We start from the raw sequence: 20,363 nt of genomic DNA, 5'->3' as shown, positions 1-20,363 counted from the left end.
ACCGGCGGCGATGGCTGTGGGCCGGGGCCCGGTGCGATACTGTATCCATATACAGTATTTCGCCGGGTTCCCCTCATGAGCGCTCCCCTGCCCCCGCGCGGTCGCGGTACCGCCAGCAACCCCCTCAACCGCTTCGCCCCGACCCACAGCGAGGCCTTCGACGATGGCTGGGAGCAGGACGTGCCGCCGATCCAGCTCACCGAGGTGCGCGAGGAGATCGCCCGCACGGTGATCTCCCGCAACCAGTCGCCGGACCTCCCTTTCGATCGTTCGATCAATCCCTACCGTGGTTGCGAGCATGTTATCGTTGACAAAGAAATGTATGGCCAGAGTGTCTAGCTATCCTTGATATTGCTGGCTAGAGACCCATCCAAATGGACGTCAGATGCCACGCAAGCCTTTCTCCAAGTCTGCACTTGAGTCGCGAGAACGACCGACCCTCCAGCGAAAGCTCCCAGAAAACACCCCCCAAGCGATTCAAGAAAGAAGCACTGCTAGGGGACAAGTCGATGTTTCAGCTCAAGGGTTGCTTGTCCGAAACAAGACTACTGGCACAAGGGAATACGTCCGTGACTTCACAGATCTTGTCACTGAGTATCCGCACCATAAATTAATTGTCCAGCAGTTACTTATAGGTGCGCAGCTCCATTCCGCAAAGAGATTGATCACATATCAATCCCATCAAGACATCTATTACTCAATTCAAGAGTTTGTGCTGTTTCTTAATAGCGCTGAGCCGATCAATAAATCAGTCAAAGGTGTTGCTGATGTCGATGGGCAGGTATGCGTGAATTTTAGGTCATTTCTAATTCGTTCGTATCCAGGTCGCACCGTAAATAGAAAAAGATACGGTGCATTAAAAAATATCTTCCTTTCGTTGAAGAATAAATATAAAGGGCAGGGCTGGGTCGGCAAAGGGTTTGAATGGCCGACTGGACCGGGGATGAACGAGAAAGTAACAGAAGGATACAGCAGGGAGATTCATAATAAGCTTGTGGAGGGATGCCTGATCGATATTAAGTTTATTATGAAGTGGATGGAGAGTTACAATGGTGTAGTGGAAGGCGAGAAGCCAATTCTGGCATACGATCTTTCATTAGAAAACTTGATGTTTGATCTGGTTGTAAAAGAGCAAACTAAAAGATCCAACGGGTCAATCAAGGCGACACACATTAAAGGGTTTGAGTGGGTTATACGCTCCACTGGAGATGTTAAAGAATACATACGGGCAAATGGAATAAGTATAGAGAGGTTTCTGGGCATTTACCGAGCCCGCGCCCATGAACTGGCGGCTAAAGGTCGCCCTGTAGTTGGTACTGAGGTCAGTGAACGGGGGATGGTGTATGGCTGTGATCGAGAAGAATCTGGGCGAATTGCAACTGCAAATGTAGGAAGACTTTATCCTGATTGGCCTATGCAAGTGAGCTTCGAGGAAGCTGGACATCTCTTTTCCACTGAGTGGAGTAAAAACACCGCTCACGGAACAAACAAAAAATATTCTACGCTGGAAAAAAAATTACGGTCGGCCTTGATGTATATGAGGGTTGGGCCAGAGCACCTACCCTATGAAGTAGGTCAAATGGCATACTTCAGCAGAGTAGCCTTCACAATGGGAACTATATTCCCATTCTTTCTCTTCGTGATGTTGCAGACGGGCTGGAACTTTGAGGTTGTGGTATCGATAAGCGATAACCTAGACGACCACATTGAGGAGGACCTTCTGGATGATGACTATGTGATTATTTATGGGTACAAGGGACGGTCCGACAAAAGCCAAATGCATAGATCAAACAAGCGAGATAAGTTTGGCGCGTATCAGATCTTGCGCTTTGTTGCCGCTGAAGTAACCAAGCATTTGTCGTCGCCTCATTATTTAAAGGGTAAATTATTTCAGTGTGTCATTTCGAAGAATCTGTGGAATAAGTTTGGTCGCTTATGCACGCCGGTGACCACTACGAATTTTGGGCACGCATCAACGGAGTTTCTACATCGCCACCGCATAAAATTGGATACGGATACCAAATCCCCCAGAATTGAAACGAAACGTCTTCGAACCACTTACGAAACTCGACGGAGAGAACAGGGTTTAGATATAGACGAAGTTTCGGCAATGATGGGGCATTCGGATATCGATACCACAGTGAATCATTATGATAGTGACTGGGGGTCGGCAGAAATATTAAATGGGCGTCTAAGGAAGATTCAGAGAAAGCATGAAGAAGATTTTAGGCGTTACTCAGCAAATCTTCTTACAGATGTGTCTTTGGTTGAGCTGCGTGAAGCCACTCTACGCTGCGGTAGCAAAGAAGAACTACGGTCAGTTGTTGCACCATTAGTCGGCAGGCTGAATTCTTCTGAAGATTCGGTAATACAGTTGCTTTCTCCGGAAGGTCAGACATTCATTGCAAGTTGTCTAAATTCAAGACGACCAGATTGGCCAGGCGCTGAAAGTTTTCTTAGGACGGATACGCCTTGCAACTACTTTAATCGTTGCCCGTTATGCTCACAGTGTGTGATCTTCAAAGAAGCATTACCTTTTATTGCAAGAAGAATTTCCGACCTTGACGGTCTGAGGGAGCGGTTAAATCCCTTAGAATGGGAGAAAAGCTATCGCGCTGAGTATTTAGCGTGGAAGGGGGTTCTAGAGGGCTGGGGGGATCCGATTGAGGTTGCTGAGGCAATAGATCGATCGGAACATAACGGTTTTGCACTGCCATTGACAATGATAGGGCTCTCATGACAACTCCAACACGTGACCAAATAAAAGCCGTTTTAGAAGAAATAAGGAATGGACTGGGTTGTCACGAGGAAGAGTCAGAGCCTATCGCTACTGAAGAAGAAGATGAGGTTCTGAGTGGCGACTCATCACTTGGGATCATTTGCGATAGTGTAAATTTACTCAATCTTTCCAGAATTGATAAGAACGAGTGGAGTTATATTAGGGTAAGTCCTAGAAGCTCTTTCGGCGATCCGGTTTGGGATTTTGGGGATTACCCCTCCCCTTATGGATTTCCCATACGTATCAATTTTGATTATGTGAATATGTATGGCATGAATGTTTGTGGAGTAGGACACGAACATTGGGTGAATATTGCTAGGGCGCTACTATTTTACCGTGTACCGCATTTCGGAATTCATGGTCGTATTAATGCTTATACATCTCTTGAGACAGATAAAACAAAAGTATTAAGACTTGTCGGGTTATTTCATGCCGAAGGTCTATATTTAGGTTCGGAAAATTCACCAGATTTTAGGACGGTGAATGATTTGGCTAAGTCGAGTGTGGAGCACTATATAGAGTCGCTGCCCACATCTGGGATTAAGTGGGAATTCTGTTACTTAATGTCCTTTTGGCAGGGCGTCTCATCGATGGGTATGCTTCCGTCAGAGTACTCACTATACGATTCATACGTAACTAAAGAGCTTGTCGCCAAATATAGAAGAGAATACGACGAGTCCTCTCGACCTTTCGAACCCATTCCGCTCGATGACTATGCAGAAATATTTAGATACTGTGTGGGGTTTGTTGAAAACTATAGCGATGACGTCCTTTGGCTGTATAAAAATTTTGCGCCAACCATAGTAGGTGCTTTTGAGAACCCCGAAAAGCTTGCCGCGATAAATTTTGGTGTGTCAACGGCGTCCGTTGAGGGAGTTAAAAGATTTAGGGATTATAAACCTAAGTTACTAGATAGCGGTATTCCCTGGTGGGGAATAGAAATCAAGGAAAGAACGCATGAGAATGATGAGGGGGAGTATATAAATCAAACTGCTGTGATTAGCGTTGTTGTCTCTCTGATCGATGCGTGTATCGTGCTTCTTCTATGCCTTACTGGGATGCGCCGATCAGAGGTCATTGGACTTAAGGTGGATTGTCTTTCGTTTAAGTCTGAGGGTTATTGGCTTACTTATACTGTTTTCAAAACCTCTATTTCGTCACAGGGCGACATTAAAACAATACCTATCCCAAAAATTGCTGCTGACGCAATTGAAGTAATAATTGAAATAGGGCGTGATGCTCGTGCTTACGGTAATCACGACTATCTGTTTGTCAAGATACCAAAGTTTAGTTTTGGAAACACTCCGCAGTCCACTGTGGTAGAGCGAGCTTGCAATCGAGTGGCAAACAACCTAGGTATTGATTATAGAGTACACCCACATCGTTTTCGGAAGTCACTTGCCCTTTATATAATTCATCAAGATTCGCGGAATCTTGAAATTATTAAACGCCTCTTTTCTCACCGCAGCTTAAAAATGACGTTAAGGTACATCCTTTCTTTACCTGGCGTGAACGATGAAGTCAAAGCTACGTTGATTGAAGAAAATACGGAAATTCTCGTCGAGGTTTTGCAAGGTGTAATTTCTGGTCAAATTGGGGGCATTGGCGGCAAAAGGTTGGCCAAGACTGCTAATTCTTCTCCAATACTCAGGGCTAAATTGCAAAGCGCGGGAAAAGAGAGTTTAAGTCAGTATATCGCCTCTTTGCTTGATGAAGGTGTGAAGCTTCTGCATAGAACGAATCTTGCAATCTGTATGCGAACGCCGGGTCTTACCAGCGAGTCACCTTGTGATGCTAAGAATGATAGCCCTGGGTCGAGGCTTCATCCAAACTTGTTTGCGTGTGACCCATATAATTGTAGATATGCTGCATTTGTCGAGGCCAATGTTCCATCATTAAAAAATGAGATAATTTTCCACGATAATATGATTAAGCATAGGTACTGTGGAGCGACTCAGAAGGAGTATTCGCAGAGGCGTATCGCTGAAGCCTTTAAGCGACTTCACGAGGTTGTAGGGGATGAAGCACATAATTTCCTAAAGCAGGTAGCGCATGGCTAAGCAGGATCTCCTCAATCGGGTGTATGCGACTATTTCAGCGCTCCAAAGCGACGGCCGAAAAAAGTTATCAGTGATGGAAGTTTCTAAATTATCCGGTGTCGGTCGTGCAACAATCAATCAAAAGCATGATCCTGACTGGGTGAAGGTCAGAGAAGTCATAAAAGGAACAACTCATTCTGGGGTTTATACAAAGGATTCAAGTGAGGATGTCAAAAAGCCACTCAAAAATACTCAAGAAATACATCATCGACTGAAGGAGTTGGAGGAGCAGTTAGCCCTACTAAGGGAGCGCGCTAGCACCACATATAATCAGTTGATCGACAGGGTACAATATTACTTTGCGTTGGCTAGTGAAAAGCCTGCTAAGCAAGTTGAGAAGGCTAAGCTCCTTCAAGAGCTAACTCATCAGAAGAATCAGAACGCAATCCTACGTGCAGATCTCAAGGCGGCTCTTGCTGAATCATTAACTCCTGCGGTATCAGGAATTATCACTTCGAAGATTATTTTGGAAGTGCCTAATGCAGTCTCAGATTCTGAGGCCATTCTGAGTTTTTTGGAGAAACTGGATTCGTTAGCTAGTCAGAATCGATCTTCACTTGTTACCGCAGTCTACATAATGTGTGGTCTTCCAATGTGCGGCAAGTCATCTTGGATTGAGAATCACAAGCCACCTACTCCAGGTGTATCCTTATATGTCAGTGGAGCAAGTGATACAGTTTCAACTCGGAATTTGTTAGTTTCTAGGGTTAGGAAAGAATTTAACGCGCCTGTGCACTGTGTTCGATTTAGTCTAGGCCTTGATGCCTGTATCTCTAGGGCCGAAAAACAGTTCAATGGTGCGGCTCTTGAATTGAATATTTCATCCATCAAAGTTGTGGCTGCGCGGTTCGAAGAAATACAATTCAGCGAAAATTTCGACTCAATCATCTTGGCTTGAAATCAGTGAATGGTCTAAAGCGTTTCCAATCGTTTGTTGAAGAGCGACGTCTCTTGGGAGACTGGGCTGATTTCGTTTCAGCAGATATGACTAGGCTTTCAAGAGTAAAGCTGGTTGAAGCGTGTGGGATTCAGCGAAGCATAATTTATCAAAACGCACAGGTAGTAACTCTGCTTCGTGATCTTGAGTCCGAATTAAGAGCGCATGGTGTTCTTTATGGGCGCAGTGCGGATACCAATTGTGCTCACCAAAATGGTTTAACTCATGATGAAGAAGAATTAGAGCAGCGATTAGGAGATTTGTCTGCTTCGCTTTGTAAGTTTAATGACTATTTAAATGAAGTTTCTAAATCGCTTGTGGTATACCCCTTATCGAGGCCAAAATAGTTATGTGTATCCTTCATTTTGGAAACGGTTTGGCCAGCCACTCTGGCTATATGCGAGGGCGCGTAGGGATTTATTTTGATGATAATCATAACGTCCTTGAAGCACCGACCATGTGGGCGATGGCTGTCTCGAAGATACGTTCAAGGAGTGATGAAACGACAAGAAACTATGCGAATATCCTGAGAAGGTTTTTGCAGTGGTTGGACGATAGCCCAATCGAAGGGGCTGAAGTTGTATTTGGCGCGCAGAACTGGCAGTTGGTGGATGAGGATGTTTTTGATGCCTTCCTTGTTCACATAGCATCTCCAACGGATGCGCTTCCTGATGGTCCGTCTCACAAAACCATGTATCACATTGCGGCAAGGGTCTGGAGCTTCTATCAGTGGGCCGAAAGGCAGGGCTATAAACACTATTTGGATATCAGTAGTACTGATATCCGATACATGCTGAAAGACCAGAAACTCCTGGCCCATATCGACCCAGGGGTTAAAGTTACTACCTTGGGATTTAATCTGCCCAGTGGTAGACCAGCAATGCATCAACGAGAAATGCAGAAATTTGTAAGGCAAACTGATTATGAAATAGCTCTCGGTGTGATGAATGATCCTGTTTATCAAATTATCGCAGCGATCATACGAATTACCGGGCTTAGACCGATTGATCTTTTTCAATTGCCTTACCGAGGGAAAAATGAAAATTATGGATTCATTCCTTATGATGAGGGTGAGTACCCAGAAGGGTTAGATAATGGCGCTATCTATTATTATTTTAGGTCCAAGGGAAAATGGCGCTCCATAGACTTTCCAGGGAAGCTGTGGAGAGTTATTTGCGAGTATTATTTACCCTTAAGGCGGCAACGAGCGAAACTATATGAGGCTAAGCATGGCATTCCACCAAGGAATAGCGACTTGTTTCTTTCCGCTCGTGGTGATGTTGTTACTCATGGAATGCTTGGTTATAACTTTAGCAAGGTGGTTTCTGCAGCGAAGAACTCCGAGAGCGCTACTGATTTTAAAGCCATACGATTCAATGCACGAATGCTCAGGCACACCTGTGCGACATATTTTGTTTATGAGGCGTTGAAAGCTCAGAATAGACTTGGAAGGAATTTTATTTACGATGCAGCGCTCGACGAAGATCTCAGGAAAATGCTGGGCCACACTGATGTTAGAACTACACTTGAATACTATGTTCATCTAGTCAACCGATATGTGCACGACAATCTTCTGACTGATCTTCATCGTTCGCGCGTTGATGCTGGTTTGTCCGCTATTTTAGACCGACATAATTACTCTGAGATTGTGGTGTAGAACAGGCACTAGACATGCTGCCTTCTTGGTGAGCAGATCTGGACACGTCGATATGGGAGTGCATACGGTCAGGACAAATCGGGAAGGTGCCGCCGGCTGACTTGCCTCTGTAGATAGGTTTAGACGCATCAGCGCTTTAAGCGCCAACGGCTTTGGGTTCGAAGTGATTTCGCCTGCCCCTCTTCAGTTACACTCGGCGCTTTGCACGCCTTTCAAGGAGCAGTTGCGTGAACACGGAAAACCATTCCCAGACGGCCGCCTTTCTCTGGTCGATTGCCGACCTGCTGCGCGGTGACTTCAAGCAATCTCAGTACGGCCGCATCATCCTGCCGTTCACCCTGCTGCGGCGGATGGAGTGCGTGCTGGAGCCGACCAAGGAAGTGGTGATCCGGGAATCCTATGCGCAGGAGGGGCGGCCTGATCTGGTGCGTGAGCGTCTGTTGCTGCGTGCTGCCGGGCAGCAGTTCTTCAATGCCTCCAAGCTGACTCTGGGCACGCTGTCCGACACCCAGACCGCCGCCGATCTGATGAGCTATGTGCAGTCCTTCAGCAAGGACGCCCGCGAGATCTTCGAGCACTTCCACTTTGAAGATTTCGTGCAGCAGCTATCAGCTGCCAACCTGCTGTATCAGGTGGTGCAGCGCTTTGCCGCGACTGATCTGAGCCCCGAGCGCATCAGTAACTTCGGCATGGGCATCATCTTCGAAGAGCTGATCCGCAAGTTCGCGGAAAGCTCCAACGAAACCGCCGGGGAGCACTTCACCCCGCGCGATATCGTGCACCTCACCACCTCGCTGGTGATCACCGATCAGGACCACAAGCTCGCGCCCAACAGCATCGTCACCATCTATGACCCAACCGCCGGCACCGGCGGCTTCCTCTCCGAAGGTGACGAGTACATCCAGTCCATCAGTCAGCAGGTCACCGTGTCACTGCATGGCCAGGAGCTCAACCCCGAGTCCTACGCCATCTGCAAGGCGGACATGCTGATCAAGGGCCAGGACGTCACCAGCATCAAGCTGGGCAACACCCTGTCCAACGACCAACTGGCCGGCCCCGAGCACCGCTTCGACTTTATGCTCAGCAACCCGCCGTTCGGTGTGGAGTGGAAGAAGGTGCAGAAGCAGATCACCGACGAGCATACGGAGAAAGGCTACAACGGCCGCTTCGGCCCGGGCTTGCCGCGTGTATCCGATGGCTCACTGCTGTTTCTGCTGCACCTGGTTAGCAAGATGCGTGACCCGCGTGAAGGCGGTTCGCGCATCGGCATCATCCTCAACGGCTCGCCACTGTTTACCGGCGGTGCCGGCTCGGGCGAGTCGGAGATTCGCCGCTACCTGCTGCAGAACGATCTGGTCGAAGCCATCATCGCCTTGCCCACGGACATGTTCTACAACACCGGCATCGCCACCTATGTGTGGGTGCTGAGTAACCACAAAGCCGCCGTGCGTAAGGGCAAGGTGCAGTTGATCGACGGCAGCCAGCACTTTGCCAAGATGCGCAAATCCCTGGGCAGCAAGCGCCAGTACATCACCGACGAGCAGATCGACGAGCTGGTGCGCCTGTATGGCCGCTTCGAGGAGACCCCGCAGAGCAAGATCTTCCCCGTCGATGCCTTCGGCTACCGGCGCATCAGCGTCGAACGCCCGCTGCGCCTGAACTTCCAGGCCAGCCCCGAGCGCATCGACAAGGTGCTGGAAGAAAAAGCCATCGAGAAAATGGACCAGCCCCTACGCCAGCAGCTGATCACCGCCCTGCAGGCCATGGATGCCAGCCAGCTGCACCGCAACCGCGAGCAGTTCAGCAAGCTGCTGAAAAAGACCCTCAATGCCCACGATGTATTCCCCAGCACGCCGGAGCTGAAAGCCATCCTCAATGCCCTGAGCGAGCGCGACCCCGAGGCGGATATCTGCACCAGCAAAGGCCAGCCGGAAGCTGATGCCGGCCTGCGTGATAACGAGAACGTGCCACTGGGCGAGTCGGTATACGACTACTTCGAGCGTGAAGTAAAACCCCATGTGCCGGATGCCTGGATCGACGAGAGCAAGCGCGATGAACAGGATGGCGAAGTCGGCATCGTCGGTTTCGAAATTCCGGTTAACCGCCACTTCTACGTGTTCCAGCCGCCGCGCCCGCTGGACGAGATCGACCGCGATCTGAAAGCCTGCACTGACCGCATCAAGCAGATGATTGAGGGGCTGTCGGCATGACGTTTCCCCGTTATCCGGATTACAAGAGTTCCGGGCAGGATTGGATCGGTGATATGCCAGTGCATTGGCATATGTATCGGAGCAAAAATGTCTTCTCGGAGAGAAATATTAAGGCTCTTGAAAGTGATGAGCAGCTGACTGCTTCGCAAAAGTATGGAGTAATCCCGCAAAAGCTATTTTCCCAGCTGGAAGACCAGAAGGTGATGCAGGTTATCTTGGGACGGGATATTTTAAAGAAAGCTGAAGTTAACGACTTTGTCATTAGCATGCGCAGTTTCCAAGGTGGGCTGGAGTTTTGCTCTTATAGCGGAGCAGTAAGCTCTGCATATGTTCCGCTCTATGCCAATAGAGAACTCGACAATAGATTTTTTAAGCATCTCTTCAAGTCCGTATCTTTCATTTCTGCCCTGCAAAATACGAGCAATCTTGTTCGTGATGGACAAGCCCTCAGATATAACAACTTTGCTCAGCTATCCCTTCCTTTTCCTTCGCTTAAAGAGCAGAGAACGATTGGTGCATTCCTCGACCACGAAACAGCTCGCATCGACGCGTTGATCGCAGAACAGCAGCGCCTAATTGATCTGCTCAAGGAAAAGCGCCAGGCCGTGATCTCTACCGCCGTCACCAAAGGCCTCGATCCGACGGTGCCGATGAAAGACTCCGGAGTGAAGTGGCTGGGTGAGGTGCCGGCGCATTGGGATGTTGTACCCCTGAAGCATGTTGTATCGACTCCAATCACTGATGGGCCTCATGAGACTCCTGAGTTTATTGACGATGGTGTGCTTTTTATCTCAGCTGAAGCAGTTTCTACAGGCCGCATTAATTTTGAGAAGGCTCGATATATTTCAAGAGAGGATCACGCTCGATACTCAAAGAAATATTTGCCAAAAAAGTTCGATATTTACATGGTTAAGTCAGGTGCAACGACTGGGGTTACGGCGATTGTAGAAACGGATGATGAATTTAATATTTGGTCACCTCTAGCTGCGTTGCGATGCAAAAGTGACTACGTACCGTATTTCGTCTTTTACAGTATGCGTTCATACAGCTTTCAGGAGTCAGTAGTGATTAGCTGGAGCTTCGGCACACAGCAGAATATAGGGATGGGTGTCATAGGAAATTTACCGATTACCCAGCCCCCCCTAGACGAGCAGGCGGCGATTGCAGATTACATTGCAAGGCAGCTGGATCGATGGGATCGATTGATTGCAGAAGGTGTTCGATCTGTTGAGCTGCTCCAAGAGCGCCGCTCCGCTCTAATCTCCGCCGCCGTAACCGGCAAAATCGACGTGCGCGGCTGGCAGCCTCCAGCCGGCACCCAAGCCCCCGAATTAGCAGTAGCAGAGGCCTTATAAATGGCGGACAGCAAGGAAGCCCAGTTCCAGCAGGACATTATCACTACCATGACCGCGCAGGGCTGGTTGACCGGCCCGGCCAGCGGCTATGACCGGCGCACGGCGCTGTATACCGAGGACTTTCTCGGCTACTTCAAGGACGCCTGGCCGGAGCGTTGGGATAAGTTCAGCAAGGCCAACCCGAATAACCCGGAAGCGGTGCTGGTGCAGAAGCTGGTACGCGAGCTGGAGCAGGACGGCACCCTGGATGTGCTGCGCCATGGCTTCAAGCTGCCGGGGGTGAAGGTCGATGCGTGCAGTTTCAAGCCCGACCACGGCATGAACCCGGACACCCTCAAGCGCTACCAGTGCAACCGCCTGCGCGTGGTGCCGGAGGTGTCCTACTCTCCCCATTTCAGAGAAGGCGAGTACAACCCCAGGCTGGATCTGGTGCTGTTCGTCAACGGCATTCCCACGGCCACCCTGGAGCTGAAAAGCGAGTTCAAGCAGTCGGTGGAAAACGCCAAGCGCCAGTACCGCCAGGATCGCCCGGTGAAAGACCCGCTGACGCGCAAGCCCGAGCCGCTGCTGACCTTCAAGCGCGGCGCGCTGGTGCACTTTGCCGTGAGCCAGGATGAGGTGGCGATGACCACCAAGCTGGCCGGGAAGGAGACCTTCTTTCTGCCGTTCAACCTGGGCAGCCTCGACGGCGGCGCCGGCAACCCGCCGGCGCCGGATGACAGCCAGTACGCCACCGGCTACCTGTGGCAGCGCCTGTTCCAGCCGGATGCCTGGCTGAAAGTGCTGGGCCGCTTCCTGCACCTGCAGAAGAGCGTGAAGGAAGATATCGACGGCAAGCACGTCACCAAAGAAACCCTGATTTTTCCGCGTTATCACCAGTGGGAAGTGGTCAATACGCTGATTGAAACCACCCGCGCCGAAGGGCCGGGCAAGCGTTACTTAATTCAGCACAGCGCCGGCTCGGGTAAGTCCAACTCGATTGCCTGGACGGCGCATCAACTGGCCTCGCTTTACGATGCCGAGGGCCAGCGCCTGTTCAACTCGGTGATCGTGATTACCGACCGCACCGTGCTGGACAAGCAGCTGCAGGACACCATCTACCAGTTCGAGCACGCCCAGGGCGTGGTCAAGTGCATCACCCGCGATATCGGCAGCCAGAGCAAATCCGAGCAACTGGCCGAGGCGCTGGCCGAGCAGACGCGCATCATCATCGTCACCATCCAGACTTTCCCGGCGCTGTTCGATGCCCTGGACAAGTACCCCAAACTGGCCAGCGGGCGCTATGCGGTGATCGCCGACGAGGCGCATTCCTCGCAGACCGGCTCATCGGCCAGCAAGCTCAAGCAGATTCTCGGCAGCGACGCGCCTGAGGCTGAGGAAATCAGCGCCGAAGAGCTGCTGGATGCCGCCGTGGCCGCCCGCGCACCCAACGAGCGCATCAGCTACTACGCCTTCACCGCCACGCCCAAGGCCAAGACCCTGGAGCTGTTCGGTCGCCCGGCCAACCCGGCGCTGCCGGCCAGCGCCGACAACAAGCCCGAGGCGTTTCACCTCTACTCCATGCGCCAGGCCATCGAGGAAGGCTTCATCCTCGATGTGCTGCAGAACTACACCACCTACAGCACCGCCTGGAAGATCGCCCACCCGGACGGCGACGACGAGGAAGTGGACTCGAAGAAGGCGCGCATGAAGCTGGCGCGCTGGGTGCGCCTGCATCCGTACAACATCAGCCAGAAGGTGGAGGTGATCGTCGAGCACTTCCGCGCCAATATCCGCCACCTGCTGGGCGGCCAGGCCAAGGCCATGGTGGTTACCAGCAGCCGGCAGGAGGCAGTGCGCTACCAGCTGGCAGTGCAGGCCTATGTGAAGCAGATGGGCTACAACGACGTGCACCCGCTGGTGGCCTTCTCCGGCAGTGTGCTACCGGACGAGGTGATCCCCGAAGAGGTGACGGAAAGCAGCAGCCTGCTCAACCCCGGCCTGAACGGGCGTGATCTGGCGGAAGCCTTCGACACCCAGGACTTCAACGTGATGATCGCCGCCAACAAGTACCAGACCGGCTTCGATCAGCCCAAGCTGTGCGCCATGTATGTGGACAAGAAGCTGCAGGGCGTGGACTGCGTGCAAACCCTGTCGCGGCTGAACCGCACCTTCGGCGACAGCAAGCCGACCTTCATTCTCGACTTCTTCAACGATCCTCAGGACATTCTCGACGCCTTTCTGCCGTACTACACCAAGGCCGAGCTGACCGACGTGACCGATCCGCAGCTCATCTATGACCTGCAGAAGAAGCTGGATGCCGAGGGCATTTACCACTGGGAGGAAGTGGCGGCGTTTGCGCTGGCCTTCTTCGACCCCAAGGCCGCCGCCAGCAAGCTCAGCTACTACTGCGCACCGGCCAAGGAGCGCTTCTCCAAGCGCTACAAGCTGGCCCAGGAGTCACGCCAGCATGCACTCGACTTCAAGCGCACCGCCGAGCAGAACGGCGACAGCGCTGGCCTGAAAAAGGCCGAGGCGGCCGTCAAGGAAGCCGGCGAGCAGGTGGATCAGCTCGACCTGTTCAAGAAGAATCTGCAGAGCTTCGTGCGTCTGTACGAGTTCCTCTCGCAGATCATTCCCTATGAGGATCGCGAGCTGGAGCAGCTGTGCGTATACGCCAAGCACCTGCACCCGCTGCTGCGGGTGGATCGCCTCGATCAGGAAAGCGTGGACGTGGGCGAACTGCAACTGACCCACTACCGCCTGACCAAGCGCGCCGAGCACCAACTGCGCTTGAGTGAGGAGCAAGGCGACTACGGCCTCGATCCGGCCTCGGGGCTGGGCAGCGGCAAACCCCATGACCCGGAGAAGAAACGGCTGTCGGAAATCATCGAAGCGCTGAACGATATCTTCGGCGCCGAAGTGAGTGATGAGGACCAGCTGCAGTTCCTCACCGGCATCGCCAACCGCATCAGCCGCCAGGAAGATGTGATGGCCCAGGTGAACAACCACTCGGTGGAGCAAGTGATGCACGGCCTGTTCCCCAAGCGCGTACTCGACACCGTGCTGGACGCCATGACCGACCACGAAAAAATGTCGCTGGAAGTGCTGGATAACGAGACCAAGAGCCGGGCGTTTGCGTTGGTGATTTTGAAGATGCTGACGGCGGCGGGAGGCTTGGGGCAAAGTAACAGCGGTGGTGATTTCAGGCCTTCTTGAGGGGCAATGTCGATCAGGTGGGTTGCAGCTCTGACATCTGAGGTAGAAGACAGGTCGGGTCGCAGGCGAGTTCGGCTGCGATCCGATAGAGCTTCTCGACGGTGATGTTTACTTCACCACGCTCGATCCGCCCCATGTAGCTGCGGTCGATACTGCAGGCCAGCGCCAGTGCATCCTGAGAAAGCCGGCAGGTCTTCCTCTGTGTTCGGATGCGTTCCCCTAACGCTTTCGCCAACTTCTCCATGACCGTCTCAATTCCACTTGAGGCGGCACTATCCTGCGTTTGCGGACGCACGGGCCACGGATTATAATCCGCATTTTTCGCGATTACTCTTCTGGTGCCTCAATGAAATCGGCCTCGTTTATCTTCGACAGGCGTCTGTATGAGCTGCTTCAGGAGGAAGGGCACACAAGGTTCACGACCGGTGAACTGCGCGATGCCTACGCCAAGCGCCTGGAAGGCATAACTTTTCGCATCGGTGATGTGCGCCGCTACGTGTATGAGCAGATCCGCCGAATGGTTCGCAAGGGCTGGCTTGTACATGATGAAGAGCGCCGTGCGCGGGGACAGGTCTACCACCTGCAGCCCATCCCGGCGCATCTGCAGCTGGAGCTGATCGACAACGGGTTCGAGAACAGCCTCAAGACTGCTTTTGAGCCAGAGCAGGAGCCGTCAGTAATTGATAATGCGGCTGTATCGCTGAAACCTTCACCCGATGCAGATCAGCACTTGGAAGCGCTCCACAAAGAGATCCGGTTGGACTTCCTGTCTTCGATGGGCGAGGCAGAGCGATACAAGCTGCTCCTGGATGATATGCCGCATCTCCGGGACAAGGTCGAAGGCGAGTATCTGGAAGCTAGAGACCGCAGCTCGCGCCTGCTGGGTCATCTCCGCGCCATCGAGAAGACGCTCAAGACGCTTGCCGCCGCACGATGACCCTATCGCTGCGAGACTGGCAACTCAGCTGCATCAACACGGCGTTGGAGCACTTTACCGCCACGCCGCACTTCTTCTGCCAGGCAACGCCGGGTGCCGGCAAGACGCGCATGGCGGCAGAGCTGGCCAGCAGACTGCTTAAGCAGGACAGGATCGATCTGGTGATGTGCTTCGCGCCATCCTGCCAGGTTGTCGAGGGCTTTCGCTCGACCTTTGCTACGGTGCTTGGCAGGCGTCTGGACGGTCAGATCGGTGCAGTGGGGGCGGCGTTCACCTACCAGGCCATGGAATACCGTGATGAGAGTTTCTGGCAGCTTCTTGATGACTACCGCGTACTTGTGGTCTTCGATGAAATTCACCACTGCGCCGGCCATGATCCACTTCTAAGCAACGCCTGGGGGCAGCAGATACTGCACCGGATACAAGACCGCGCCGCCTTCACCTTGGCACTCTCCGGCACACCATGGCGTTCGGACGACAGGGCCATTGCCCTGGCCCGCTACTCGTCACCCGAGGGGCACCTGATCTGCGACTATCGCTACGGCCTGATAGAGGCAATTGCCGACGGGGTGTGCCGTTCCCCTCGTATTGTCCTGCTCGATAATCAGAAGGTGAAACTCACCGAGGAGCTGGGCACTGAGAGCAATGTCAGGATGTTTCCTAGCATCGCCAAGCTATTGGGGGAATCCCCTGTCACTTATGAAGAACTGTTGCGCCATGACGAGGTGATCGATCAACTGCTCGATCTTGGTTGCAGCAAGTTGGATGAGCTTCGCCTGGTCAAGCCGAATGCGGCTGGCTTGGTAGTTGCCACCGACATTGAGCACGCCCAGCAAATTGCCCAGGCCCTGGACGCCAGGGGTGAAGGCTGCCGCATTGTGACCAACAAAACCTCGGATGCGCAGCAAGTGATCAATGCTTTCAGGCAGAGCGCCTGTCGCTGGATTGTTGCCGTTGGGATGATCAGTGAGGGTACTGACATACCCCGCCTGCAGGTGTGCTGCTACCTCAGCCGAATCCGTACCGAGCTGCATTACAGGCAGGTGCTGGGGCGGGTGCTTCGGCGAACAGGTGAATCCGATGATCAGGCCTGGCTGTTTATGCTGGCTGAGCCGACGCTGCAGAGCTTTGCGGAGCGAATTGCGGATGATCTGCCGGATGACCTGGCAGTGCTGAACGAGGTGCAGATGCCGGCCTCCGCCTCAGGTTCAAAGACTGGCTGGACTGGGGCCACCGGCAATATCGGTGGTCTTGATGACAGTATTGGAAGTGGGGCCGAGCAGGTTATTGGAGCTGATACCGCGAACATCGTCTCGCTGGGAGGGGGCGCAGCTGGGCCAAGCTATCAGGTGAGTTTTTCCCAGCATTACAGGCAGCATTTGCTAGCTTGTTTTTAGTGCTGCGACACCTTACTCAAATGGAGTGGCGTCCGCTTTCGAATGCGGACGGCTCGACCGCCGTACCGGCTAACAAACTGCTCGGAAGATGGGCATAGGGCTCAAGACACGGATTCCGATAGACGTGGTTGATTAAATCAAGAGATAGCCGCATTGACCCTTCCTCACGAAAGAACCCGCAGCGTCATCAAGACCGAAGAGTTCCTGCGAGAGCTCGCCCGTAACACTGAGCTGCCTCAGGATATCCGCAGCTATGCGAAAAGCCTGCTCAGGCACTACCCGTCGGCCGACCAGATTTTCTGGCTGGGTCGTCTTGAAGAGTGCCTGACGAATGATGCGTCGGATGATGAATACCGACGGAGGATGATCGCTTTCCATCAGCCTTTGTTCAGCTCGTCGCTGGAGTTCACGCTATAAAAACAGCGAGCCGCAATGTCCTGCACTGATTCTGCCCAGCCGGTATCCACTCGCATTGCGCAACGGGTCAAGCGCCTGCCCAAAGGGCAGCCCTTCAGCATAAGGCGCTTTGCGGCACTTGGAACGAGAAGCGCCGTATCCAAGGCAATAGCCCGTCTGGTCAGCCGAGGCGAACTTGAGCGGGTGCATCGAGGAGTCTACATGCGCCCGAAATCCAGTCGATACGTTGCACGGGTTCGCCCAAACGCATGGGAAGTGGTGAGCCTGATTGCCAGACAGAGCCGTCAGGCTCTGCAGATTCATGGTGCCAATGCGGTTAGAAGGTTTGGACTGAGCACCCAGATGCCACTCATTCTGATCTATTACACCAGCGGGCCCAGCCGATCGCTATTTATAGGGAAAGCGGAAGTCCGGCTGGTACATGCGGCACCAATGGTCATGCAGCATGCCGGGACCGAGGTGGGGATGGCTATCAGCGCACTATTTTATCTCGGTAAAGACGGTTCTACCCCGGAATGCATTGCCGCGATCAAGAAGGTGCTCAGGCCTGAAGACCTAACTACATTAATGGCCTGCAAAATGCCGAAATGGATGCGCATGGCGTTCGAGCTGACATGACCTGCTCGAATCAGGTCGACCCGCAGGCGGCACAGCGTAGATGTGTTTGAGGGAGCCGAGCCAGGCTACTTACGCCGTGACCGCTTGCGGCCGAGGGTGTGTAAGTGTTGCCGCCGGTGCATTTTCCACCCACATGCCGGAATTTCATTGACCCAGTTTCGAGCACCAAACGAGTTGTAGAATTTCGCTTTCAGACTGCTGGGTTGGGGCAGAATAGCGTCGGCACCTGGGTCAAAAATGCACTGGCGGTAACATTTGATGTTTGCGGCAGTACCGCCTCCCGTTCCGGATTGGCACAGCAAAAGACTTGATTCAAATTCGGAGGAAACATGGGTATTTCGTATTACCTTGCATGTTTGGAGACCCGGCAATATGTCTGGGTTGGCAGGCTTGACCCACAGGGGGAGGTGCCGGCGGCGGACGTCGAAGGCTCCATCGCCATGTTCGCGCTGGAGAATCGGAACAAACCGTTGATCGTCGTGAGCGAAAGCCATCCGATCCTCGAAGAGGGAATGGAGTGGTCGCCGCCGGCAACGCAAGAAACGTGCAGGGGACAACCATGACAAACCAACGCCAACCGCATCTCCGGACACTCGTCGCGTTACGAGTCATGGCACAGGTCGTCGATGGACAGCTTGAAGTGTTGGCGCTGATGGGAAATTGACCCAGTCGGATTGCTGATTTCTGCATCAGCAGCTGTGGATAAGCATATCAGCGCAGCTGCTTTTGAATCCTCCTTTGGATAGCCCAGTTCAGTTGTCGAAGACCTGCCACATCCACCGCTGGCATGGCACACCAGACCATGCTTGAGCTAACGCAGCGGGGCTGGAAAATTGGCAAAAGGCGCTCCGTTGCGCAGTGCCACCGGTTAACCTCTTTATACGAGCACGAGGACTGCCCGATGACAGAGATCCATGAAGACACCATTTGCGATGTATGCGCTACCACTACGAGGGTGCCGGGATACGGCGAGGAGTTCGGGACGCTCCAGGCGCTCTGGGGCTATGGCGCAGGGCATGATGGCGAACGCTATCGAGTCAACCTATGCGAAAGTTGCTTTTTCGCGGCGCTAGCGTTTTTGAAGCAGGAGCGCCGCACGCAGAATCTGTTCAGCGATGAGCAGCCCTGCGAGCAACGCCCATTCGGACTAGTCGCCCGTGATGACTACTTTGGCGATTCGTAGCCATATCGCAGAGATGAGGTTGTTGGCTCACCAGCATCGAGCTTAGGCCATGTCAGCACGACTTCTCGCTACAATGGCGTCACCCGCAATCGTCTAGGGATCTAGCTTGACTGACACAAAACTCACTGAAGTCGAGATGCGGCGCGCACTCGGTCTCGATCCCGCTCCATCAGAATCGAAGCAGCCAATACCCAAACAGCACTCCACCTTCACACTCGTTGAATTGAGCGTGCGCAAGAACGGTGGCTCGCCGTTCCGCTTCGAGCACCGATCCCGCTCCATCAGTACTCTCGCTGCCCAACTCGAGGCCGAGAAAGCAGCACGGGAGAAAGGGTATGAGGTCTGGGTCGTGTTGGATATCAGGCAGATTTCATCATAGAGCCGCAACAGCCGCCAGTCAGTCCAGCCTCGCTGATTGCTCTGGGGCAATGAACGCTTGAGTCAACTAGAGCGAGTCAGTTCGCACTCGGGCAGCTCATGGTCGGCACCTGTATCTTCCAGGGTAGGCCGCCTCAAGCCCTTACTTTACCGTCCATAACTGATCAATCCGCGTCGTATAGCTCGGACTCATCATCTCTCGCCGCATGCCCCAGTCCGGATTCGCCGGCACCCCTGCAGGCCGCATGGTTCCACGCCCCCATCGTGCATTGATCGCATCCATCACCCCCATCACCCGCTCGGCAGCCACCGGCGGTGTCGCGACGAACAGGTCGTCGGTGAACTCGCCACGCTGGCGCAGATCAAGCAACAGGATTTCCGCCTTGCTGAATGCAAAGCCGGCCCGGTAGATCAGTTCCAGCCCCGCGGAGGCGGCCTTGGTGATCAGTCGGGTATCGTCGGTCGGATAGGGCAACTCACAGATAATGCCCTTGGCGAACTTCGGCTCGTCCGGGTTGAACATGCCGGTGCGGATGCTGATCCGTACCTTCTTGCACAGGGAGCGCTGCGTGCGGAGCTTTTCACAGGCCCGAGCGGAGTAGGTGGCCACCGCTTCACGGATCGGCGGTAGCTCATGCAAGCGCTTGCCGAACATCCGGCTGCAGCAGATCTCTTGCTTCGGCGGTACTTGCTCCTCGAGCGCCAGACAGGATGTGCCGCGCAGTTCACGGGCCGTCTTCTCCACCACCACCGAGAACTTGCTGCGCAGTGTCCAGGCGTCGGCCTGGACAAGATCCCAGGCAGTACGAATGTTCATGTCGGCCAGGTGGGCGGTCATCTGCCGGCCGATGCCCCAGACCTCGCTGACATCCATCACCTGCAGTAGCCTGTCGCGCTTTTCGGGCTGACGGATGTCCACGACCCCACCGGTCTGCCGCTGCCATAGCTTCGCCGCACGATTGGCCAGCTTGGCCAAGGTCTTGGTCTGGGCAATGCCCACTCCCACCGGGATGCCAGTGCAGCGCAGCACCCGTGCACGCATCTCCCGCCCTAGCATCTCCAGGCTGCCGGGCATACCGGTCAGGTCGGCGAACGCTTCATCGATGCTGTACACCTCAAGCACCGGAGCCATCCCCTCGAGGATGGTCATCACCCGCTGACTCATATCGCCGTTTATGTGTAATAGAAAGTCAATAAG

The 20,363-nt window shown here is 53.4% G+C and carries 16 protein-coding genes and 1 pseudogene; 15 read left to right on the top strand and 2 right to left on the bottom strand.

What is annotated here, in order from left to right; genetic code table 11:
• Window positions 1–75 precede the first annotated feature (75 nt).
• From HMPREF3014_RS18970 to HMPREF3014_RS18945, 8 genes and pseudogenes are all read left to right on the top strand, one after another.
• A pseudogene (locus tag HMPREF3014_RS18970) lies at window positions 76–300 on the top strand (radical SAM protein); the annotation flags it as partial.
• Window positions 301–385: 85 nt separating this feature from the next.
• The gene (locus HMPREF3014_RS34420) at window positions 386–2,740 is read left to right on the top strand and encodes a site-specific integrase (RefSeq protein WP_126558615.1); all 2,355 of its coding nucleotides are present in this window, start codon (window positions 386–388) and stop codon (window positions 2,738–2,740) included.
• Window positions 2,737–4,839: a tyrosine-type recombinase/integrase gene (locus HMPREF3014_RS18965; RefSeq protein ID WP_034016999.1), complete on the top strand. Its 2,103-nt coding sequence runs from the start codon at window positions 2,737–2,739 to the stop codon at window positions 4,837–4,839. The genes HMPREF3014_RS34420 and HMPREF3014_RS18965 overlap by 4 nt, the downstream gene beginning before the upstream one ends.
• Window positions 4,832–5,776: a hypothetical protein gene (locus HMPREF3014_RS34415; protein WP_126558616.1), complete on the top strand. Its 945-nt coding sequence runs from the start codon at window positions 4,832–4,834 to the stop codon at window positions 5,774–5,776. Before HMPREF3014_RS18965 ends, HMPREF3014_RS34415 begins: the two co-directional genes overlap by 8 nt.
• Before the next feature lie 415 nt (window positions 5,777–6,191).
• Entirely contained in the window at window positions 6,192–7,472 is a 1,281-nt protein-coding gene (locus tag HMPREF3014_RS18960; protein WP_174535660.1) for a tyrosine-type recombinase/integrase, read from the top strand.
• 227 nt (window positions 7,473–7,699) lie between these two features.
• Window positions 7,700–9,682, top strand: coding sequence for a type I restriction-modification system subunit M (locus HMPREF3014_RS18955; protein WP_034016997.1), 1,983 nt, complete (start codon window positions 7,700–7,702; stop codon window positions 9,680–9,682).
• Window positions 9,679–11,037 carry a restriction endonuclease subunit S gene (locus tag HMPREF3014_RS34410; RefSeq protein ID WP_121136700.1) on the top strand — a complete coding sequence of 453 codons (1,359 nt, stop codon included), beginning with the start codon at window positions 9,679–9,681 and terminating at the stop codon, window positions 11,035–11,037. The genes HMPREF3014_RS18955 and HMPREF3014_RS34410 overlap by 4 nt, the downstream gene beginning before the upstream one ends.
• Complete coding sequence (locus HMPREF3014_RS18945) at window positions 11,038–14,235, top strand: type I restriction endonuclease subunit R (RefSeq protein WP_034016991.1); 3,198 nt, start codon at window positions 11,038–11,040, stop codon at window positions 14,233–14,235. It begins immediately after the preceding gene.
• 13 nt (window positions 14,236–14,248) lie between these two features.
• Here the strand turns inward: HMPREF3014_RS18945 and HMPREF3014_RS18940 are convergent, their stop codons facing one another.
• Window positions 14,249–14,479 (bottom strand): helix-turn-helix domain-containing protein, encoded by a 231-nt coding sequence (locus HMPREF3014_RS18940; protein WP_034016988.1) that lies wholly within the window; start codon window positions 14,477–14,479, stop codon window positions 14,249–14,251.
• A 102-nt stretch (window positions 14,480–14,581) separates the two neighbouring features.
• Here HMPREF3014_RS18940 and HMPREF3014_RS18935 point away from each other — a divergent pair, with 102 nt between their 5' ends.
• The 7 genes from HMPREF3014_RS18935 (at window position 14,582) to HMPREF3014_RS33685 (ending at window position 19,166) form a co-directional block, all read left to right on the top strand.
• Window positions 14,582–15,172 (top strand): hypothetical protein, encoded by a 591-nt coding sequence (locus tag HMPREF3014_RS18935; protein ID WP_034016985.1) that lies wholly within the window; start codon window positions 14,582–14,584, stop codon window positions 15,170–15,172.
• Entirely contained in the window at window positions 15,169–16,569 is a 1,401-nt protein-coding gene (locus HMPREF3014_RS18930) for a DEAD/DEAH box helicase (protein ID WP_034016983.1), read from the top strand. Before HMPREF3014_RS18935 ends, HMPREF3014_RS18930 begins: the two co-directional genes overlap by 4 nt.
• A gap of 153 nt (window positions 16,570–16,722) precedes the next feature.
• On the top strand, window positions 16,723–16,986 hold the full coding sequence (locus HMPREF3014_RS18925) for a BPSL0761 family protein (protein WP_034016982.1): 264 nt from the start codon (window positions 16,723–16,725) through the stop codon (window positions 16,984–16,986).
• Between the two features lie 15 nt (window positions 16,987–17,001).
• Complete coding sequence (locus tag HMPREF3014_RS33690) at window positions 17,002–17,604, top strand: DUF6088 family protein (protein WP_034072893.1); 603 nt, start codon at window positions 17,002–17,004, stop codon at window positions 17,602–17,604.
• Between the two features lie 329 nt (window positions 17,605–17,933).
• Complete coding sequence (locus HMPREF3014_RS18915) at window positions 17,934–18,167, top strand: hypothetical protein (RefSeq protein ID WP_033988199.1); 234 nt, start codon at window positions 17,934–17,936, stop codon at window positions 18,165–18,167.
• A gap of 338 nt (window positions 18,168–18,505) precedes the next feature.
• Window positions 18,506–18,787, top strand: coding sequence for a hypothetical protein (locus HMPREF3014_RS18910; protein WP_034017004.1), 282 nt, complete (start codon window positions 18,506–18,508; stop codon window positions 18,785–18,787).
• A 106-nt stretch (window positions 18,788–18,893) separates the two neighbouring features.
• Window positions 18,894–19,166 carry a hypothetical protein gene (locus HMPREF3014_RS33685; RefSeq protein WP_237751694.1) on the top strand — a complete coding sequence of 91 codons (273 nt, stop codon included), beginning with the start codon at window positions 18,894–18,896 and terminating at the stop codon, window positions 19,164–19,166.
• Between the two features lie 141 nt (window positions 19,167–19,307).
• Here HMPREF3014_RS33685 and HMPREF3014_RS18905 read toward each other — a convergent pair.
• Window positions 19,308–20,363, bottom strand: a 1,056-nt coding sequence (locus tag HMPREF3014_RS18905) for a DUF4113 domain-containing protein (RefSeq protein ID WP_141765460.1), incomplete at its 5' end; no start/stop codon positions are given.

The organism is Pseudomonas sp. HMSC065H01 (assembly GCF_001815235.1).
In the GTDB taxonomy this organism is placed as follows: Bacteria; Pseudomonadota; Gammaproteobacteria; order Pseudomonadales; family Pseudomonadaceae; genus Pseudomonas; species Pseudomonas aeruginosa.
The sequence above is the reverse complement of the archived record's forward strand: the minus strand, read 5'-3'. Positions and strand labels throughout refer to the sequence as shown.

Coding starts and splice junctions, on each gene's coding strand:
- HMPREF3014_RS34415 (WP_126558616.1), top strand. CDS start 4,832: ATGGCTAAGCAGGATCTCCTCAATCGGGTGTATGCGACTATTTCAGCG.
- HMPREF3014_RS33690 (WP_034072893.1), top strand. CDS start 17,002: ATGTCCTGCACTGATTCTGCCCAGCCGGTATCCACTCGCATTGCGCAA.
- HMPREF3014_RS18965 (WP_034016999.1), top strand. CDS start 2,737: ATGACAACTCCAACACGTGACCAAATAAAAGCCGTTTTAGAAGAAATA.
- HMPREF3014_RS18945 (WP_034016991.1), top strand. CDS start 11,038: ATGGCGGACAGCAAGGAAGCCCAGTTCCAGCAGGACATTATCACTACC.
- HMPREF3014_RS34420 (WP_126558615.1), top strand. CDS start 386: ATGCCACGCAAGCCTTTCTCCAAGTCTGCACTTGAGTCGCGAGAACGA.
- HMPREF3014_RS18935 (WP_034016985.1), top strand. CDS start 14,582: ATGAAATCGGCCTCGTTTATCTTCGACAGGCGTCTGTATGAGCTGCTT.
- HMPREF3014_RS34410 (WP_121136700.1), top strand. CDS start 9,679: ATGACGTTTCCCCGTTATCCGGATTACAAGAGTTCCGGGCAGGATTGG.
- HMPREF3014_RS18940 (WP_034016988.1), bottom strand. CDS start 14,479: ATGGAGAAGTTGGCGAAAGCGTTAGGGGAACGCATCCGAACACAGAGG.
- HMPREF3014_RS18915 (WP_033988199.1), top strand. CDS start 17,934: ATGGGTATTTCGTATTACCTTGCATGTTTGGAGACCCGGCAATATGTC.
- HMPREF3014_RS18930 (WP_034016983.1), top strand. CDS start 15,169: ATGACCCTATCGCTGCGAGACTGGCAACTCAGCTGCATCAACACGGCG.
- HMPREF3014_RS18910 (WP_034017004.1), top strand. CDS start 18,506: ATGACAGAGATCCATGAAGACACCATTTGCGATGTATGCGCTACCACT.